12 protein-coding genes and 1 pseudogene are annotated in these 15,817 nt (G+C 72.0%); 4 read left to right on the top strand and 9 right to left on the bottom strand.

Annotation, left to right across the window (positions count from 1 at the left end; all coding sequences use genetic code 11):
* Window positions 1-2 precede the first annotated feature (2 nt).
* Window positions 3-962 carry an iron-siderophore ABC transporter substrate-binding protein gene (locus tag AB0H84_RS13535; RefSeq protein WP_357602834.1) on the bottom strand — a complete coding sequence of 320 codons (960 nt, stop codon included), beginning with the start codon at window positions 960-962 and terminating at the stop codon, window positions 3-5.
* A 104-nt stretch (window positions 963-1,066) separates the two neighbouring features.
* Here AB0H84_RS13535 and AB0H84_RS13530 point away from each other — a divergent pair, with 104 nt between their 5' ends.
* From AB0H84_RS13530 to AB0H84_RS13520, 3 genes are read left to right on the top strand one after another with little or no spacing between them, the layout of a single operon-like run.
* Complete coding sequence (locus AB0H84_RS13530) at window positions 1,067-2,101, top strand: iron ABC transporter permease (RefSeq protein ID WP_357602831.1); 1,035 nt, start codon at window positions 1,067-1,069, stop codon at window positions 2,099-2,101.
* A complete protein-coding gene (locus AB0H84_RS13525) occupies window positions 2,101-3,144 on the top strand; it encodes an iron chelate uptake ABC transporter family permease subunit (protein ID WP_357602828.1) in 1,044 nt (347 codons plus the stop codon). Before AB0H84_RS13530 ends, AB0H84_RS13525 begins: the two co-directional genes overlap by 1 nt.
* Window positions 3,141-3,944 (top strand): ABC transporter ATP-binding protein, encoded by an 804-nt coding sequence (locus AB0H84_RS13520; protein WP_357602825.1) that lies wholly within the window; start codon window positions 3,141-3,143, stop codon window positions 3,942-3,944. Before AB0H84_RS13525 ends, AB0H84_RS13520 begins: the two co-directional genes overlap by 4 nt.
* On the opposite strand, the gene AB0H84_RS13515 is transcribed toward AB0H84_RS13520, so the two are convergent.
* The 7 genes and pseudogenes from AB0H84_RS13515 to AB0H84_RS13485 all read right to left on the bottom strand — a co-directional run.
* Entirely contained in the window at window positions 3,865-5,121 is a 1,257-nt protein-coding gene (locus tag AB0H84_RS13515) for an MFS transporter (RefSeq protein ID WP_357602823.1), read from the bottom strand. The genes AB0H84_RS13520 and AB0H84_RS13515 overlap by 80 nt on opposite strands.
* Before the next feature lie 3 nt (window positions 5,122-5,124).
* A complete protein-coding gene (locus AB0H84_RS13510; RefSeq protein ID WP_357602820.1) occupies window positions 5,125-6,792 on the bottom strand; it encodes a tetratricopeptide repeat protein in 1,668 nt (555 codons plus the stop codon).
* A gap of 258 nt (window positions 6,793-7,050) precedes the next feature.
* Window positions 7,051-8,229: a signal recognition particle-docking protein FtsY gene (gene ftsY, locus AB0H84_RS13505; protein WP_357602817.1), complete on the bottom strand. Its 1,179-nt coding sequence runs from the start codon at window positions 8,227-8,229 to the stop codon at window positions 7,051-7,053.
* A 61-nt stretch (window positions 8,230-8,290) separates the two neighbouring features.
* On the bottom strand, window positions 8,291-11,977 hold the full coding sequence (gene smc / locus AB0H84_RS13500) for a chromosome segregation protein SMC (RefSeq protein ID WP_357602814.1): 3,687 nt from the start codon (window positions 11,975-11,977) through the stop codon (window positions 8,291-8,293).
* Between the two features lie 176 nt (window positions 11,978-12,153).
* A complete protein-coding gene (locus AB0H84_RS13495; protein ID WP_106249247.1) occupies window positions 12,154-12,348 on the bottom strand; it encodes a hypothetical protein in 195 nt (64 codons plus the stop codon).
* Between the two features lie 190 nt (window positions 12,349-12,538).
* Entirely contained in the window at window positions 12,539-12,838 is a 300-nt protein-coding gene (locus AB0H84_RS13490; RefSeq protein ID WP_357603053.1) for an acylphosphatase, read from the bottom strand.
* Window positions 12,839-12,890: 52 nt separating this feature from the next.
* Window positions 12,891-13,739, bottom strand: a pseudogene (locus AB0H84_RS13485) (LysR family transcriptional regulator); the annotation flags it as partial.
* 98 nt (window positions 13,740-13,837) lie between these two features.
* On the opposite strand from AB0H84_RS13485, the gene AB0H84_RS13480 reads away from it, so the two are divergent.
* A complete protein-coding gene (locus tag AB0H84_RS13480) occupies window positions 13,838-14,995 on the top strand; it encodes an MFS transporter (protein ID WP_357602811.1) in 1,158 nt (385 codons plus the stop codon).
* Here AB0H84_RS13480 and mutM read toward each other — a convergent pair.
* Window positions 14,943-15,788 carry a bifunctional DNA-formamidopyrimidine glycosylase/DNA-(apurinic or apyrimidinic site) lyase gene (mutM, locus tag AB0H84_RS13475; protein WP_357602808.1) on the bottom strand — a complete coding sequence of 282 codons (846 nt, stop codon included), beginning with the start codon at window positions 15,786-15,788 and terminating at the stop codon, window positions 14,943-14,945. The two genes, AB0H84_RS13480 and mutM, sit on opposite strands and share 53 nt — an antisense overlap.
* Between the last annotated feature and the right edge of the window lie 29 nt (window positions 15,789-15,817).

The following is a 15,817-nucleotide window of genomic DNA, read 5'->3' as shown; positions in this document are numbered from 1 at the left end:
GCTCAGGCCCGCGCGGGGTCCACCGAGAAGAGCTTGGCCACGTCGTCCAGGATCGCGTGCGCGCCCTGGATCCCCACCGCGGTCATCCAGGTCAGGTCCTGGACCTCGTGCTTCTCGCCCTTGAGCTTGCCCCAGAGCGGGTTGTTCACGAACTTCTCCTTGGGCCCCTCGGCCGACGGGTCCGGATATGTCGCGACGAAGATGTGGTCGGCATCGAGGTCGGAGATCCGCTCCTGGCTGACGTCCACCGCGATGGCGTCCTGCTTGGTCGGCTGTCCCTCAGGCCGCGGGAACCCGACGTCCTTCATCACCAGCCCGGAGTAGGACTTCTCTACATAAAGCCGGACCGTCGGCTCGCCGGCGAACCGCACGACCGAGATCGTCGGCATCTCGCCGTCCTTCGCCTTGACGGCCGCGCCGATCGCGGCCGCCCGGCTCTCGTACTCCTTGATCCTGGTGTCGGCGAGCTGCTCCTTGCCCAGGGCCCGTCCCATGAGCCGGAGGTTCTCCTTCCAGATGGCCCCGGTGGTCTCGCTGAACACGGTGGGCGCGATCTTGGAGAGCTTGTCGTACAGGGCCTCGTGCCGGACCTTGGCCGAGACGATCAGGTCCGGCTTGAGCGCCATGATCTTCTCCAGGCTGGGCTGCTCCAGCGTGCCGACCGGCGTCGCCTCCTTGCCGTACCGCTCGGCCACGGCGCCGAGGTAGGCGGGCAGCTTGTCGTCGAGCGACCGGTAGGTGGTGTACCCCACCACCGGCGTCTCCAGCGTCAGCACCGCGTCGACAAAGCTCTGGTCGAGCGCCACCACCCGTTTCGGCTGGGCGGGGATCACGGTCTTGCCCATGGCATGTTCGACGGTCGTGAACACAGAGGGAGCGGCCTCGGTCTTGCCCTCGGAAGAGCCGCAGGCCGCGAGCCCCGCCACCAGGACGGCGCCGACCAGCACGCGCAACGATCGCATCAGATCCCTTCCCGAATCCAAAAGTAAGGTAACCCTAAATTAGGTTAGCCCTGCCTAAGCTGGCATACTTCTGCAGGATCGAGCAAATGGTGAGGAGGGCGCGGGTGAGTGCGACCGCCGTGGCACCGCGCCTCCACGTCCTCCGGCAGAGGCGGCTCACGGTGCTCCTCGCGCTGCTCGCCGCCGTGTTCGTCGCGATCGTGCTGAGCATCACCATCGGCTCCAAGTCCGTGCCGCTCCCCGACGCCTGGCACGCGCTCACCGCCCCCACCGGGACGGAGAACGACATCGTCATCCGCTCGCTCCGCGTCCCCAGGACCGCCCTGGGGATCCTCGCCGGGGTCGCGCTGGGCGTGGCGGGCGCGCTCATGCAGGGCCACACCCGCAACCCGCTCGCCGACCCGGGGCTGCTCGGCGTCACGCAGGGGGCGGCGTTCGCGATGGTCTCCTCGATCATCCTGCTCGGCGCCTCCAGCCTGCTCGCCTACATCTGGTTCGGCCTGGCGGGCGCGCTGGTCGCCAGCGTCGCGGTGTTCGCGCTCGGCATGGTGGGCGGCAGGGGCGGCCCGACCCCGGTCACGCTGGCGCTGGCGGGCACCGCGGTGAGCGCCCTCCTGTACGCCCTGACCTCGGCCATCGTGCTCCTGGACGAGCAGGCGATGGACGTGTTCCGCTTCTGGCAGGCCGGTTCGATCGCGGCCAGGGGACCCGACGTGGTCTGGCAGGTGCTGCCGTTCATCGTCGTGGGCCTGGTGCTCGCGATGGTCAACGCGCCCGGCCTCAACGCGCTCTCCCTGGGCGAGGACGTGGCCAGGAGCCTCGGCCAGAACATCCCGAGGACCCGCGCCGTCGGCGTCGCCGCGGTGACCCTGCTGTCCGGCGCGTCCGTCGCGGCCTGCGGCTCGCTGGCGTTCGTGGGCCTGATCGTGCCCCATCTGGTCCGCCCGCTGTCGGGCACCGACCACCGGTGGCTGCTGCCGTACTCGGGGCTGGTCGGGGCGGCGCTGCTGCTGCTCGCCGACGTGATCGGCCGGGTGGTGGCCCCGCCGGGAGAGCTGGAGGTAGGCGTGGTGCTCGCCCTGCTCGGCGCGCCGTTCTTCGTCGCGCTCGTACGGCGCAGGAAGCCCGTGCGACTGTGATGACCGCTCTCCCCCTGCGCGTCGCCGGCCTGTCCTGGCGGGTACGGCTGCGCGGCGTCACCGTCACCTTGACGGGGCTCGCCCTCCTCGTCCTGCTCATGGCCTTGAACATGCGCATCGGCGAGCTCCGGATGAGCTTGTCGGACGTGGTCGCCGGCACGTTCGACGTCAACAGCGCCGCCCACTTCGTCATCATGGAGCTGCGCCTGCCGCGCGCCCTGACCGGTGCCCTGGTCGGGGCCGCGCTCGCGCTGTCCGGCGCGATCATCCAGTCCATCGCGCGCAACCCGCTGGCCAGCCCCGAGATCCTCGGCGTCACCACCGGCGCCTCGGTGACGGTCGTGGCCGGCGTCGTGGCCAGCGGCACAGCGTACGGCGGCACCAGCGGCCTGCTGGCCACCGCCGGCATCCCGGCGCTGGCCCTGCTCGGCGGCCTGATCGGCGCGGCCGTCGTCTACGGGCTCGCCTGGCGGCGCGGTCTGGACGGCTACCGCCTGGTGCTGGTCGGCATCGGCGTGGCCGCGGTGTTCACGAACGTCAAGTTCTGGCTCCTGACCGTCGGCGACGTGAACGACACCGGCCGCGCCATGGTCTGGATCAGCGGCTCGCTCAACGGCCGCGGCTGGGAGCACGTGACGCCGACGGCGCTGGCCCTGGTCGTGCTCGTGCCGCTGACCCTGCTCGGCACCCGCTCGCTCGACGCCCTGAGGTTCGGTGACGACACGATCGCCGCGCTCGGCGTCCGCACGAACCTGGCCCGCGCCCTGATGATCCTGGCCGCCGTGCTGCTGGCCGCCGTGGCCACCGCCTCCGCCGGCCCGATCGCGTTCGTGGCGCTCGCCTCGCCGCAGATCGCGCTCAGGCTCGTCCGCTCCGCCCAGCCGCCGCTGCTCTGCTCGGCGGTCGTCGGCGCCGTGCTCACCACCGCCGCCGACCTGATCGCCAGGACCGCGTTCTCCCCGCTGGAGCTGCCCGTCGGCATCGTCACCGCCGTGCTCGGCGCCCCGTACCTGATCCATCTGATCTGGAGGTCACGCAAATGAGGCTGCAGGCCGCGGGCGTCAAGCTCGGGTACGGCGACCGCCTGGTGGTCGACGGCCTCGATCTCGGCATCGAGGCAGGCACCGTGACCACGATCATCGGCCCGAACGGCTGCGGCAAGTCCACGCTGCTGCGCGCGCTCGGCCGCCTGCTCAAGCCCCAGGGCGGCGAGGTGCTGCTGGACGGCAAGCGCATCGACAAGGTCCCCACCCGCGAGGTCGCCAAGATCCTCGGCGTGCTCCCCCAGGCGCCCACCGCCCCCGAAGGACTGACCGTGGCCGACCTGGTGGCCAGGGGCAGGCATCCGCACCAGACGTGGTACCGGCAGTGGTCGTCCGACGACGAGAGCGCCGTCGCCTCCGCCCTGGACATGACCGGCCTGGCCGACCTGGCCGAGCGGCCGCTGGAGGAGCTGTCGGGCGGGCAGCGGCAGCGGGCGTGGATCTCCATGGCCCTCGCCCAGGGCACCGACCTGCTGCTGCTCGACGAGCCGACCACGTTCCTGGACCTGGCGCACCAGGTGGAGGTGCTGGAGCTCGTACGGCACCTGCACCGGGAGGCGGGCCGCACGGTCGTCATGGTCCTGCACGACCTCAACCTGGCCGCCCGCTACGCCGACCGGCTGGTGGCCATGCGCGCCGGCAAGGTGATCGCCGCCGGCACCCCGCACGAGGTGCTGACCGAGGAGCTGCTGCGCGAGGTGTTCGACCTGGACGCCAAGGTCATCGAGGATCCGGTGGCCGGGACTCCCCTGGTGGTTCCGATCGGGCCGCGTTCGCATCCTGGAGGACCGCGAGCCTGACCCGCCGCAGCGGCGAGCGCGCCACGGCCGCCGCGATGGCGAGCCAGCTCACCCCGGCGAAGGCCATCAGCGCGTACGCGTCGCGCGCGAAGGACTCGAACACCCCGGTCGCGAGCGAGGCGAGCGGGATGGACAGGAAGGCGATCATCCTGGCCGTGCCCAGCACCCGCCCGAGCAGCTCGTCCGGCACGAGGAGCTGGCGGACGGTCGCGGTGGCCACGATCGACGTGCCCGCCGCGGCGAACTGCCCCAGCCACGCGAGCCCGATCAGCACGGGACCGCGCGCCGGGATCATCAGCAGCATGGCCAGCCCGCCCGCGACGACCGCCCAGCAGATCACCCACCCCGGCGGATAGCGGCGGATCAACCGGCTGCCGAGCATCGCGCCCAGCACCGCGCCCGCCCCCTGGAAGGCGTAGACGACGCCGATCTCGCCCGGCGTGAACCCGTGGTAGGAGCTCAGGTAGTAGACCAGGCCCGCCAGCAGCAGCCAGACGCCGAAGTTGCAGGCCGACGCGGTGAGCGCGGTGGTGAGCACGACCTTGTCACCGCTCAGGAGGAAGCGCAGCCCCTCGCGCATGTCCGCGAGCACCGAGCGCCCCCGGGCCGTGGCCACGGCCGGGGTCCTCCTGATGAGCCAGATCAGCAGCGCCGAGGCCAGGAAGGTCCCGGCGTCGGCGTAGACCGCGACCTCGTAGCCGAAGCTCACGACGAGCGCGCCGCCGACCGCCGGGCCGATCATGTTCACCGCGTGCTCGCCCATGTGGATGCGCGCGTTGGCCTGCGGCAACCGGTCGACGGGGACCAGCGACGGGACGATCGACCGGAACGCGGGCTGGTACAGCGGATCGACGCAGGCCAGCAGGAAGGCCACCACGTAGAGCGGCCAGAGCTGCGACACCCCCGCGCTGACCATGACCGCGAGCACGGCCGTGATCGCCCCGGAGACGAGGTCGCCGATCACCAGCACGCGCCTGCGGTCCAGCCGGTCCGCCAGCACCCCGCCGAACATCCCCAGCACCAGGTACGGCAGGTACTCCATGACGTAGACCAGCCCGGTGCCCAGCGCGGACCCGGTCAGGTCGTAGACCAGCAGCGGGAGCGCGAGCCGGTAGATCCAGGTGCCGAGCGACGAGGCCAGGAACGCGCTCAGCAGCAGCCAGTAGTGCCTGCCCATGAGTCACACCTCGGCGAGCGCCCGCCCGACGTCCTGGTCGTCAGGAGCCAGTTCGGCGGCTCTGAGGAGGTCCTGCCTGGCCTGGCCCGCCAGCCCCGCCGCCCGGTAGACCACGGACCTGTTGAACAGCAGCTCGGCCGTCTCCCCCAGCTCCAGCGCGCGCGTCAGGTCGGCCAGCGCCGTGTCGTGGTCGCCGCGCTCGAAGGCCAGCTCGGCGCGGCCCGCCCAGGCCGCCACCAGCCCGGGGTCGCTCTCCAGCGCCCCGTCGAACGCGGCCAGCGCCTCCGGGCGCCGCCCCTCGGCCAGCTCCACCTGCCCGAGCACGCACAGCAGGTGCGGGTCGCGCGGCGCCAGCTCCAGCCCGCGCAGCACGTCCTGCCTGGCCCTCGCGTACTCCCCCAGCCCCGCGTGGATCCCGGCGCGGTTGACGTACGCGGGCGCGAAGCCGGGGTCCAGCTCCAGCGTGTGGTCCAGGTCGGCGCGGGCCCCGTCGAGATCGCCCGAGGCGAACCTGACCTCGGCCCGGTTGTAGTACGCCTCCGGGAAGGGCGGGCTGAGCCGCATGACCGCCTCGTAGTCGGCCACGGCCTCCTCCGACCGGCCGAGCCGGTGCAGCAGGTTGCCGCGCTCGAGGTAGTAGTCGGGGTAGCCGGGGTCGGCCTCGACGGCCCGCGTGTAGTCGGCCAGCGCCTCCTCCGACCTGCCCGCCATGGCCAGGAGCTGGGCGCGGTTGGCGTACAGCACCAGCCGGTGGATCGGGTGCTCGTCGGGCAGGTCCGTCTCGGCCAGGTCGATGGCCTGCCGGACGAGCTCCATCGCGGCCTCGTGGCGGCCCCTGCGGACCTCCACCAGGGCCTTGCCGTTGAGGTCGAACCCGAGGTGGAAGGCGCGCTCGCGGCGGTCCGGCAGCAGCGACGTGATGGTGATCGCCTCGTTGATCCAGGCCAGGGCCTCCTCGGGGTCCCGGCGGGCCGGGTCGTGGTGGCGTACCAGGATCATGGCGGTGGCGTAGGCGATGGTGGCGCGGTGCTTGGGCTCGGTGCTCTCGCGCCTGGCCGTGTCATAGAGCTCGCGGGCCTCGTCCTCGCGCTCGATGGCCTCCAGGGAGACGGCGACGCGCTGCAGGAGGCGCCGACGGCCCTCCGGATCGTCCTCGTACGCCGTCCCGCGCAGCGCCTCCAGGCCCGACTCCGCCAGCGCGTGGTGGAAGCCCTCGTCGCGATAGCGGTCGAAATCCCTGCACAGCGGCCCCGCACTCGGGGCCGAGGGTCCTTCGTCGATCCGGAGCAGCCCCGGATCCACCCGGCGCCGCAGCACGGCCACCAGTTCAGTGTCGGTGTGGTCGGCCTCGCCCAGGTTCGTCACGGTAAGGGCGAGCGGGCCCGCGCCGCGCAGGTGGTCGCGGACGAACTCGGCCAGCCCGTTCGCGATCCTGAGGGTGCGCCGGGCGCCCGGCACGAGAATGCGCTCGCCTCTGGGCAGGCTGCCGGCCAGCGAGCGCCTGCGCTCGGGCACGGACTCGCGTAAGGCCGGGGCGGCGGCGCGGATCTCGATGTCGTGGGCAGCGACCAGGTCGGGCAGCGCCTGGGGGACGAGGTGGCCGAGCAGCGCGGCCGCGAACGTGTAAGGGCCGCCGATCCGGCGGTCGGCGTCAAGAATGATCGTGTTCACAGGGGCCTTTTCTCCGTGGTGGCCGGCGCCCCCGCACGAGACGCCGGCCGGGCGGCTTACTGGCCGTGCCTCGGCGAGGCCGCCCCAGTCGGCTTCACAGTGCCAGGCCGGTGAACAACGATCTTCTTCATGAACGCCCCTTTGCGCGGAATCGAGCGGTGACCGCTACATGTCAGCACAGACAAATGGCGCAAAACAACGTTTATCTGGTAATGGCTATTTCTGCGGCAATTAGCGAATGACCGGAAATATCCCGCTTCAGTCGCCCAAGATCGCGTCCACGAACACCTCGGGGTCGAACGGCGCCAGATCGTCGGGCCCCTCGCCCAGCCCCGCGAGCTTGACCGGCACTCCCAGCTCCCGCTGCACCGAGATCACGATGCCGCCCTTGGCGGTGCCGTCGAGCTTGGTCAGCGCGATGCCCGTGATGTTGACCACCTCGGCGAACACCTGAGCCTGGCGCATGCCGTTCTGGCCCGTCGTGGCGTCGAGGACGAGCAGCACCTCGTCGACCGTGGCCTTCTTCTCGATGACCCGCTTGACCTTGCCGAGCTCGTCCATGAGCCCGGTCTTGGTGTGGAGGCGGCCCGCGGTGTCGACGATGACGGTGTCGACCTTCTCCTCGATGCCCCTGGCGACGGCGTCGAACGCCACGGAGGCCGGGTCGCCGCCCTCGGGACCGCGTACGACGTCGGCGCCCACCCGCTCGCCCCAGGTCTGAAGCTGGTCGGCGGCGGCCGCCCGGAACGTGTCGGCCGCGCCGAGGACGACCTTCTTCCCGTCGCCGACGAGCGAACGGGCGAGCTTGCCGGTGGTGGTGGTCTTGCCGGTGCCGTTGACGCCCACGACGAGCACCACCGCGGGCCGCTCGCCGTGCTTCTGGACGTGGAGGGTGCGGTCGAGGTCGGGGTTGACCTGCGCGAGCAGCTCCTCCTTCAGCAGCTCCCGCACCTCTTCCGGGGTGCGGCTGCCCAGCACCTTGACCTTGGTGCGCAGCTCCTCGACGACGGCACGGGTCGGCGCGACGCCCATGTCGGCGCCGATCAGCTTCTCCTCGACCTCGTCCCACACCTCGTCGTCGAGCCGGTCGCGGGAGAGCAGCTCGAGCAGGCCGCGCCCGAGCGCGCTCTGCGAGCGCGCCAGCCGGGAGCGCAGCCGGACCATCCGGCCCGCGGACGGCGGCGGGACCTCGATCTCCGGCACGACGACGGCCGGCTCGGCGGGCTTGACCGGCGGCGGGAGCGTGGTGGTCGCGCCTTCGCCCTCCTCGCCGGCTCCGGCGGGCCGCTTCTCCTTCTCCTCGGGAAGCACGGGCGGCTCTGGCGGCTTGACGGGCGGGGCCGCCTTGCGGCCCGGCCTGAAGTAGAGCAGGAAGCCGCCGGCCACGAGCAGGGCGACGACGGCCACGATCACTATGACGCCGAGGTAACCATCCACAAGATGTCAGTTTTCCAGATCGACCGGCATGGTCATGCCCAGGGCCCGCCTGAGCGGAGTGTCAGGCCGACTCGCGCTCCCGCAGCCGCTGGCTGACCACCTGCGTCACGCCGTCACCGCGCATCGAGACGCCGTACAGCGCGTCGGCGATCTCCATCGTGCGCTTGTTGTGCGTGATGACGATCAGCTGCGAGCTCTGCCGCAGCTCCTCGAAGAGCATCAGCAGCCGCTGCGTGTTGGTGTCGTCGAGCGCGGCCTCGACCTCGTCCATCACGTAGAACGGCGAGGGCCGCGCCTTGAAGATGGCGACCAGGAACGCGACGGCGGTCAGCGACCGCTCGCCGCCCGACAGCAGCGACAGCCGCTTGACCTTCTTGCCCGGCGGCCTGGCCTCGACCTCGATGCCGGTGGTCAGCATGTCGTTGGGCTCGGTCAGCACCAGCCGGCCGTCGCCGCCGGGGAACACCCTGCCGAAGATCTGCTCGAACTCCCTGGCCACGTCCTCGTACGCCGAGGCGAACATCTGCTCCACCCGGTCGTCGACCTCCTTGACCACGGTCAGCAGGTCGCGCCTGGTCTTCTTGAGGTCCTCGAGCTGGGAGTTGAGGAACGCGTGCCGCTCCTCCAGCGCCGCGAACTCCTCCAGCGCGAGAGGGTTGACCTTGCCGAGCTGGTTCATCTGCCGCTCGGCGGCCCTGGCCCGCTTCTCCTGCTCCTCGCGCACGTACGGCACGGGCGGGTCGCCGGGGACCGGGGCCTCGGGGCCGTACTCGGAGATCAGCGTCTCCACCTCGACCCCGAACTCCTCCAGCGCCCGCTGCTCCATCTGCTCCAGCCGCAGCCGCTGCTCGGTGCGGGCGACCTCGCTGCCGTGCGCGCGGTTGACCAGCTTGTCGAGCTCCTGGCCGAGCTCGCGTACGCGGAGACGGACCTGCTTGAGCTCGGCGTCGACGGCGACCCTGGCGAGATCGGCCTCGTCGCGCTCCCTGGAGGCGAGCTGGATGGACGACTCGAGCTCACGGAGCACCTGCTTGGCGCCCCTGCTGACGGAGTCGGCCACGGCCGCCTGCCGGCGGCGCCTGGCGCGCTGGGCGGCCGCCTGGGCACGCTCCTGGCGTTCGCGCTGGGCGGCCCGGACGAGGCCGTCGGCGCGGCCCTCGATGCCCTTGACGCGCTCCTCGGCGGTGCGGACCTGCAGGCGGGTCTCCATCTCGCGCTGCCTCGCGGCCTCGCAGGCGCCCGCCAGGTCGTCGCGGAGGTCGGTGGTGGGCTCGGCCTCCAGCTCCTGGGCGTACTCGGCCTCGGCCAGCCGGATCTCCAGCTCGGCCAGCTCCTCCAGCCCCTCGGTGCGGGACTCCTCCGCCCTGGTCACGCTCCTGGCGAGGCGCTCCGCCTCGTCGTGGGCGGCGTTGGCGGCGGCCTCCAGCTGGGCCAGGCGCTTGGCGGCGGCGGCGTTGCGCTGGTCGGCCTCCCGCTGGCGGCTCCTGACCTGGTCGAGAGCGCCCTGGGCGGCGCTCACGCCCGCCTGTGCGGTGGTGACGGCGGTCTGGGCCTCGTTGACCTTGGCCTGGGCGGCCTCCAGCGCCGCCTGGGCCGCCTGCTCCCGCTCGATCGCCTCGTCCAGCGCCTCGGCCGTCTCTTCCGCCCTGCGCTCGGCCTCCTCCAGGTCCCTGACGGCCTCGTCGAGCGCGGCCCGCACCTGGAGCACGGAGGTGCCGCCCTCGGCGCCGCCACTGGCCAGGTGTGCGCCCACCAGGTCACCTGTCCTGGTGACGGCTCTGAGGCCGGGGTGGCGCTCGGCGACCGCGCGGGCGGCTTCGAGGTCGTCCACGACCACGACGTCCGCGAGGATGTGGTCGAGGGCGGGCCGCAGGTGGTCGGGGACCGCGACGAGGCCGGCGGCCCACTGACCGCCCTCCGGGGCGGCCGTGCGCGCGGGGTGGCCGTCTTCCGCGCCTCCTGGGCGGGCCACCAGCAGGGTCGCCTGGCCCGATCCCCGGGCGCGCAGCAGACCGAGCGCCTCGACGGCGGTGTCGAGGGTCTTGACCGCGATCGCCTCGGCCACGGGGCCCAGCACGGCCGCCACCGCCAGCTCGGCGCCGGGCGCGACCTGCATCGAGGCCGCCAGCGGCCCCAGCACCCCGGCCAGGTCCGCGTCGAGCAGGGCCGCGCCGCCGTCGCCCTTGGCGAGTCCCAGCTCCAGGGCGTCCCGGCGGGCGACCAGAGCGGCCACGGAGCGCTGCGCCTCCTGGTCGGCGGCGCGCGCGGTGGACACCCCCGACTTGGCGGCCTGCAGGGCGGCGCGCGGCGCGTCGAGGCCCGACTTGGCCTCCTCCACCGCCGCACGCGCCTCGTCGGCGACCGCCCTGGCCTCCTCCACCAGGGCCTGCGCGGTGGCGAGCTCCTCGGCGAGCGCGGGATCGACCGCGGGCTCCTCCAGCCGCTGCGCCTCCAGGTCCTCCCTGGCCCGCCGCTCGCGTTCGGCCGCGTCGGTCACGGCCTGCCGGAGCCGGCCGATCTCCTCCTCGGCGGCCCGCGCCCGGCTCCGTACGGAATCGACCTGCCCCCGCAGCTTGGCCAGCCCTTCGCGGCGGTCGGCGGCGGCGCGGGCGGCCAGGGCGAGCCGCTGCTCCTCGGCGCTCAGCCCGGCCTCGGCCTCGGCCCGCCGCTGGACGGCCTCCTCCAGCAGCTCCTGCGCCTGCTCCAGCTCGGCCCTGAGGATCAGCTCGCGCTCGCGGACCTCGGCCGCCTCGCGCTCGAGCTCCTCGGGGTCGCGGCCGCGGCGCTCGATGGCGGCGGCGTCGAGCGCGTGGCGGTGGCGCTCGGCGGCGAGCTGCGCCAGGCCGGTGATGCGCTCGCGCAGCGACGAGAGCCGGAAGTACGTCTCCTGCGCGGCGGCCAGCCGCGGCTGCGTCTCGGCCTCGGCGGCCTCCAGCGCCGCCTCGCGCTGCTGGCCCTCGGCCAGCTCGGTCTCCACCTGGTTGCGCCGGGTCATGACGGCCGCCTCGTCGGCCGCCTCGCGCTCCAGCGTCGTACGCAGGATGCACACGTCGTCGGCCAGCAGCCGCAGCCGGGCGTCACGCAGGTCGGCCTGGATGACGGCGGCCTTGCGGGCGATCTCCGCCTGGCGGCCCAGCGGCTTGAGCTGGCGGCGCAGCTCGGTGGCGAGGTCCTGCACCCGGGTCAGGTTGGCCTGCATGGCGTCGAGCTTGCGCAGCGCCTTTTCCTTGCGCTTGCGGTGCTTGAGCACGCCGGCGGCCTCTTCGATGAACGCCCGCCGGTCCTCCGGCCCCGCGTGCAGCACGGTGTCGAGCTGGCCCTGACCGACGATCACGTGCATCTCGCGGCCGATGCCCGAGTCGGACAGCAGCTCCTGGATGTCGAGCAGGCGGCAGGTGTCGCCGTTGATCGCGTATTCGCTCTGCCCCGACCTGAACATCAGCCGGCTGATCGTGACCTCGGTGTAGTCGATCGGCAGCGCGCCGTCGGAGTTGTCGATGGTCAGCGTCACCTCGGCGCGCCCGAGCGGCGGCCGGGAGGAGGTGCCGGCGAAGATGACGTCCTCCATCTTGCCGCCGCGCAGCGACTTGGCGCTGTGCTCGCCCATGACCCAGGCCAGGGCGTCGACGACGTTGGACTTGCCCGAGCCGTTGGGGCCGACGACGCAGGTGATGCCCGGCTCGAAACGGAGGGCGGTCGCGGAGGCGAAGGACTTGAAGCCGCGCAGGGTGAGGGTCTTCAAATACAAGCGCGACCCCCTTCACCGTGATGCGGACTCGGGAAAGCCTACTGGTCCGCACCGCTCGACGTGGGCAGGTACCTTCTGGGCCGCATTGACCTGGGCAAAGGAAGCTTTCCGTAAGTGCGCAAATAACAAGGGACGCCTCTTTGAGACGTCCCTGGGGTCTTGCGCTCCGATCACTCTCAGGTGAGTGCCGGCTCGCGCTCTTGCATGCGGCTTATCGCCTCGTCGCGGGTTTGCGCCGCAAGAGCGTCATTGGTGGCCTGAAGTCGGATGAGTTCTGCCTCCAGATCCCGGATACGCTGCTGCAGGCGGCGCATCTCCGAGACCATCCGAGGGTCAGGACCGCCGACGTGGCCGAGTAGAGCCTTCGCCATGGTAAAGGGTCCTCCACGCTGAGTGACCAGACTGGTTCGCGCACTTCTATTCCGCGGGAGGGGTGCGCGTGGTACCTAACAAGAGTCGCACCGGCAGTGTGGGCGGTCAAGTCGAACAAACCGCTGCGCCCTACTGATGGGCACTCCCGACATACAACTATACCCTATTTGGGCGGTTTAACGGAAGGCCCTACCGTTCCACAAAACCACCCAAACTACCTCGAGCTTCGCTCCAACGTTCTACTACTCCATCCACTCTCCCCGGCGTGTCGCAACCTCTGAGCAGCTCCAGCAGCTTGACGCACGCCTCGCGGGGGCCCTCCGCGACCACTTCGACCCGGCCGTCGGCCGTGTTGCGCGCCCAGCCCTCGAGCCCCAGCTCCAGTGCCCGGGCACGGGTCCACCAGCGGAACCCCACACCTTGGACCCTGCCCCGAACCCAGGCGGTCAATCGGGTGTTCTCCCTGTTCGTCTGCATGTCCTCTCCCATCAGGCCACCAGGACTCCACCCCGAGTGCGTGCCCGGCCGCCGCCTCGTCGAACGCCCTGATCGCGGCGGTCTCGGCGGCCTTCACCCAGGCCAGGCCCATGACGGACGGGCGCAGCCCCGCGACGGGCACGAAGGTCACGTCCGGGCGCCTGTGGTGGGCCGCCGTCGGCGTGCAGAACAGCATGCCACCCCGGTTCAGCGCCACCTGGATCAGGCCCTCCTGGCTGGTGGCCACCGCACCGGCCCGGGGAATCGGACGCCCGGACGGGGTCGCGGACGGTGTCATGCGCTCGAGCCAGGCACGCGGCGCGGGGCCGTCCAGGCTGATCAGGGGCACGTCCGCGAGCTCCTCGGCGGCGATGCCCGCGCGACCGGCGAGCGGATGCCGCGTGGAGACGCCCAGCTGGTACGAGACCTCGTTCAGCCCCTGCCCGGTGGCCAGGTCGGGCTCGTCCACCGGCAGCAGCGTGAACGCGATGTCCACCTGCCCGGCCCGCAGCCTGCCGAAAGGATCCGAGAGCGGGATCTCGACCAGCTCCACGTCGCACCCCGGATGGCGGCGCTCGAAGGCCCGCACGCTGCCCGTGACGACCTCCGTCGGCGTGGACAGGAACCCGACCCTCAGCACGCCGGTCACCTCGCGGGCCGCCGCCTTGGCCCGGCTCACCGCGTCCGCCAGGCCGTCATAGGCGGGGCGGAGGTCGGCCAGGAAGCGCTCGCCGAGCGGCGTGAGGCGCACCCTGCGGCTGGTCCGCTGGAAGAGCCTGCCGCCGATCCTGGTCTCCAGCGCGCTGATGAGCTGGCTCACCCTCCCGGGCGACAGGTAGAGGCGGTCGGCCGTACGCGCGAAGTGCAACTCCTCGCTGAGCACCACGAAGCATTCCAGCTCCCTGAACTCCATCCCTCACAACCTCCGGATCGCTTAGCCCACCTAAACCAAGCCTTCGGACTTCGCCATTGTTCCCGCAGGCCGCCCGGCCAAGGCTGGGTGGCATGACCATGACCGAAGTTTCCCCTGCTACGAGGGCTCGCTGGCTGGCCGTGTCGGCGGTCGCCGTCGGCACCTTCACCATCGTGACCAGCGAGATGCTCCCCGTCGGGCTGCTGACCTCGATCGCCTCCACCCTGGGCGTGTCCGAGGGGACCGCCGGGCTGATGATGACCGCCCCGGGGCTGGTCGCCGCCGTGTCGGCACCCGTGCTGGCCGTCGCCACCCGCCGGCTCGATCGGCGTACCACGTTGCTCGGGCTGATGGCGGTGCTGGCGGTGGCCAACCTGGCGGGCGCGTTCGCACCGAGCTATCCCGTCATCCTGGCGGCCAGAGTGCTGACCGGGGTGAGCATCGGCGGGTTCTGGGCCTTCGCGGCCGGCCTGGCGACGCGGCTGGTGCCGGAGCGATCCGTCGGGCGGGCCACGTCGATCATCTTGAGCGGTGTCTCCGTGGCGTCGGTGCTGGGGGTGCCCGCGGCGACGTTCATCTCGTCGCTGGCGGGGTGGCGGACGGCGTTCGCCGCGATGGGCGTGGTGGCGCTGCTCCTGATCGCGCTCCTGTACGCCACGCTGCCGCCGCTGCCGGGCGAGGCCCCCGCCCCGGCATCGGGACCCCGGCGGGAATGGCTCTCGGGTCAGCTCAGGACCGTCCTTGTCCTGACCGTCCTGATCGTGTGCGGCCACTTCGCCGCCTACACCTACGTCCAGCCGTTCCTCGAGCAGGTCTCGCACGCCGGTCCCGCCCTCATCAGCACCATCCTGCTCCTGTACGGGGCCGCGGGCGTGGTGGGCAACTTCACCGCCGGCGCGTGGGCGGCCAGGAACCCCAAGCCGGTCCTGATCACGCGGGCCGTCCTCATCGCGCTGGGCACGGCGGCACTGCCCGTGATCGGCCTTCCCCTGGCCGTGCTGGTGGTGTGGGGCTTCGGCTACGGGGGCGTCGGGGTGACGCTGCAGCTGTGGATCATGCGTGCGGGCGGCGGCGAGCTCGGCACGGCGCTCTTCGTCAGCGCCTTCAACGTCTCCATCGCGCTCGGCGCGTTCGCCGGCGGCAGGGTCGTGGACGGGTTCTCGATCTCGGCCACGATGTGGCTGGGCGCGGGTCTGGCCGTGCTCACCGCGGCCGTCGCTGGCATGTGGGGCAGGAGTAGGACGACCGGTTCATGAACGGCTCGCGCCTGATGGGGGTGCCGCAGCGCGAGCAGGGCAGGTCGCGCCGGCCGTACACCTCCAGGGAGCGCTCGAAGTAGCCGCTCTCGCCGTTGACGTTCACGTACAGGCTGTCGAACGAGGTGCCGCCGGCCCGCAGCGCGGAGGCCATGACCGTGCGCACAGCGGCCAGCAGCTCGGCGATCTTGGGGCGGGTGAGCGTCTGTGTGGGCCTGGCCCAGTGGAGCCGCGCCATCCACAGGGCCTCGTCCGCGTAGATGTTGCCGACGCCGCTGATCAGCGACTGGTCGAGCAGCGCCCGCTTGATCTCGGTGTGCCTGGCCCTGAGCCTGCGGGCGAACTCGGCCTCGTCGAACACCGCCTCGAACGGGTCGGGCGCGATGTGGGAGATCGGCTCCGGCACGCCGCCGACCAGGGGCGTGACCATGACGTGGCCGAACGTCCGCTGGTCGACGAAGCGCAGGTCGGGGCCGCCGTCCTCGAAACGGAGGCGTACCCGGAGATGCTTCTCCGGCGGCGAGTCCTGGTCGACCACCAGCAGCTGACCGCTCATCCCCAGATGGGCCATGAGGGCTTCCTCGGCGCCTGACAGCCGCAGCCACAGGTATTTGCCGCGGCGCTCGGCGGACAGCACCTCCCGGCCCTTCAGCCGGGCGGTGAACTCGTCGGCGCCGGGCACGTGCCGCCTGATCGCGCGGGGGTGCAGCACCTCCGCCGAGGCGATCTCGCGCCCGGTGACCCATTGCGCGAGGCCGCGCCTGACGACCTCGACCTCTGGCAGCTCAGGCACCTCAGACCCCTATGACTCGGGCAGCTCTG

Source organism: Nonomuraea sp. NPDC050786 (assembly GCF_040654115.1).
Classification (GTDB): domain Bacteria; phylum Actinomycetota; class Actinomycetes; order Streptosporangiales; family Streptosporangiaceae; genus Nonomuraea.
This window is presented reverse-complemented; position numbering and strand designations above follow the sequence as displayed.